Source organism: Psychrobacter sp. T6-1 (genome assembly GCF_052258445.1).
On record NZ_JBQQFC010000313.1, the window covers coordinates 1 to 2,724 of the forward strand.

Below are 2,724 nucleotides of genomic sequence, written 5' to 3' on the forward strand. Positions count from 1 at the left end.
GCCGATAGAATCGCTGCCGAAAAAGCCGAAGCCGATAGAATCGCTGCCGAAAAAGCCGAAGCCGATAGAATCGCTGCTGAAAAAGCTGAAGCAGATAGAATTGCTGCCGAAAAAGCCGAAGCCGATAGAATCGCTGCCGAAAAAGCCGAAGCCGATAGAATCGCTGCTGAAAAAGCTGAAGCAGATAGAATTGCTGCTGAGAAAGCTGAAGCAGAACGTCTGCAAAAAATTGAAACTAACCGTGTAACCTTATTAGCAAAAGCTAAAACAGCTGGACTAACTGATCAACAGGCAACTGCCTATGCTGAAGAGAACAAAGAAGCTAGTGCAACAAATGCACAATCTGCATTGGACTCTATCGTTGCTGAAAACGAAAGAGTTGCTTTAGACAATGCTCTCTCCCAAGCTAAAGGTAAGTATCACAATAATGGTGCATATCCTGTAGGTCGAATTAGCGCGCAAATGACATCTAGTAGGGATACAACTACAAATGGTGATAGAAGAATCGAAAGAAAGTATGACGTAGTTTACAATCAACCTTATTCTGTTGTCTTAGGAAATTATTCAGCCTGGACAGAGGGAGTAGGCTCACGTATTTTTGATTCTGGCATAGACTCAAATATTACTATCGGAGGTTTAAAAACTGAAGCTAATGCGATTCCATCTTTAGGTACAGCGAATTATTCTGGTAAAGCATTTAGTAGCGAGAAAAACCCTATATTTGCTTCGACTTCAGGTCTATATGAAGAAGGAATATTATCTTATAATGTGAATTTTACTGATCGTACTGGTTCTGGTTCAATTACTGGCTTAGGCGATACAGTTGATTTGCAACAAGGTTCGATAGCAGGAACAGGTATTAATTCAACAGTTGAACAAGGCTTTAGAAACGGTAGTTATTCACTAGACTTCTTTGGTAAAAAAGCTGAAGAAATCGCTGGTAAGGTTGTATTTAATGGCAATGATACTATTGGCTTTGGCGGTACTCGTGGTGAAATCTCTAAATAATAGAAAATTCATCCTCAAATAAGTAAATTAAACCGTTTGAAGTATTTAACATATATTTCAAACGGTTTTTTATGATATCGGTAAAAGTTAATGAAAATGAAGCTCTATATATTCTGTTGTATCACTTTATCTACATCAGTTCTCGCGCAGGAAGTACCTCCTGCCCAAAACGTGTTTTTTCAGAATACTCCACAAGTACAACCAGAATTATTACTGAATCAACCTAACATTGATACACCGACTCCTGCACCAACAAAAGAAAATAGCAGCCTGGAAGAAAGAATCAATTTTGCTATTATCAATAAAGAGTGGCTAGAGCTAGAAAAGTTATTGAGTCAATATCGTACCGCTACAAACTTTGATCCAACGCTATATGATTATGGATTAGGAGCATTGTATCGGCATCAAGGTCGTCAAAAAGAAGCTATCACCTTGTACCGAAAGATATTAACTCGTCAATCAGATTTACATTACCCAAGATTTGATTTGGCAATGATGCTGTATGAAGACAAGCGCTATGCTGAAGCAAAAACTGAATTAGTAACAGCTGCGCCTCATCTTGCACCTCCGTTACAGTCTTTAGTTGGTCAGGTTTTGGCTAGTATAAAAAAATCTCAAGAATGGCAGCCTAATTTTAACCTTAGTTATGAGTCTACTGATAACGTTAATCAAGCATCCGATATAAGAGAGTTAGTAGTTGGTGAAGCTACGTTTATTCGTAGTGACGATTCATTGCCACAAGAGGCGCATGGAATACGATACAACGTTGGCGCTGCAAAAGAGAAAAATATAGTAGGCAATCATTACGCTTATACGAGCATAGATACGGAAGGTGTAAATTATTGGGATAATAGTGACTATAGTGAATTAACACTGCAAGCAAATTTAGGGTATCGCCACAAAAATATCAAACGGTCATGGGGCGCTGTAGCAATTGCAGGGCAAAATCTATTAGGCGGAAGTCAGTATAATCAAAATTACGGTTTGACATTAGAATACAATCGAAAAATTTCAGATGAATGGCAAATTTCTGGTAATCTTTCTCACATACAGAAACGCTATACAGATGATGATTTAGCGAGTTACTACGATGGTCATGCCAATAGTATTGCATGGATTTTGCTTTATCAACCTAAACCTAGATGGTTGGTTTATGCTGGTGCTGATTTTATGCGTGATGACCTAGCAGATCAGGCTGAATCATCAGATCGTCAAGGTATACGTGGAGGAATGGCTTTCTCTGGAGAAAAGATTAGCGTGAGAAGTAGTCTCCGTTACGCTCAGCGAGATTTTGAAGCTGAAAATTTTTTTTATGGGCAAAAGCGTAAAGACGATGAATACCAATTTAGCACAACTCTAGGACATAAAAGACTTAGTTGGCAAGGTTTTACACCAAAGTTAAACTACGAGTATCAGAAAATTGAAAGTAACTTATCGTTATATGAGCGTAGTAATAGCACCTTTTTCGTAAAAGTAGATAAATATTTTTAATATTTAAAGAATAACCGGCATAGTTAAACTTTGTAAGAACACCAATTTTTTATGGAACTTGAGTTTTATTTAATATCTAAACCCCGCTATCATTACGATAGCGGGGTTTTATTTTTGGTACTGGCCATTATTGTACTTATAATAGCGGCTTATGCGCCAAATACTTTCATGCGTTCATCTAATGGCTTGAACTCTTTTTCGCCAGCTGGCTGTTCAATAGCACCG

Annotated in this window: 2 protein-coding genes; both read left to right on the plus strand. The window is 38.0% G+C overall.

The genetic code is table 11. The features are described from left to right. On the plus strand, positions 1 to 1,008 hold a 1,008-nt coding region (locus tag ACTXGO_RS12145), incomplete at its 5' end, for a Slam-dependent surface lipoprotein (protein ID WP_443574734.1). 90 nt (positions 1,009 to 1,098) lie between these two features. Then, entirely contained in the window at positions 1,099 to 2,499 is a 1,401-nt protein-coding gene (locus ACTXGO_RS12150; RefSeq protein WP_443560310.1) for a surface lipoprotein assembly modifier, read from the plus strand. The last annotated feature ends 225 nt before the right edge of the window (positions 2,500 to 2,724 follow it).

Bases quoted from the DNA above. Each gene is read 5' to 3' on its own strand.
- ACTXGO_RS12150 (WP_443560310.1), top strand. From the start codon at position 1,099: ATGAAAATGAAGCTCTATATATTCTGTTGTATCACTTTATCTACATCA.